The 542-nt window shown below is 32.8% G+C and carries 1 protein-coding gene; it reads left to right on the top strand.

The window, feature by feature from the left end; translation table 11 throughout:
* Window positions 1–542: hypothetical protein (locus tag MBCUR_RS10565; RefSeq protein WP_169805787.1), on the top strand; the 542-nt coding region annotated here is incomplete at both ends.

Here is a 542-nt window from a genome sequence, read left to right as displayed (position 1 = left end):
ATTTGGCAAACAAGCTCAGGAAATACAGCCATCAATAATAAAAAACAAACACCTAACAGTGCTTTAGCAAAAGAAAAGGTAGTACTAAACAATAAATATTCTGCCACAACTAACTCCAGTGGAACAGCCACTATCAAACTCAAGCAAAACACACTAAGCACTTTTAATGGACTGACAAAAAATTCAGACAACTACAAATACAACTTCTCAGTAAAATACAACGGAAATAACTTATACTCAGCAGCTTCAAGCTCTTTAACAGCCAATGCTAAAATAACAAGCCATAAAATTGACAGCTATTGGAACCTAAATACAAAAGAGACAGGAAACTCCCAAATCAATATCAGCTACCAAGTAAATAAAAACGGCTGGTATAAAAAAATAAATAATAAATGGGTAAAACAAACCAAAATCCCAAGCATATCAGGAAAATGGTACGTCCAAAACTCAAAAACCAAAAAATATTCCCCTATTAAAATAAAGAAATTTCCAAGCAGCTACAAAACCACATACTATGGCAAACATACTGAAAATCTTAACAC

Source organism: Methanobrevibacter curvatus, from assembly GCF_001639295.1.
Taxonomy (GTDB): Archaea; Methanobacteriota; Methanobacteria; order Methanobacteriales; family Methanobacteriaceae; genus Methanoflexus; species Methanoflexus curvatus.
Note: the sequence above shows the minus strand (reverse complement) of the source record. Positions and strands in the feature narration are given on the sequence as shown.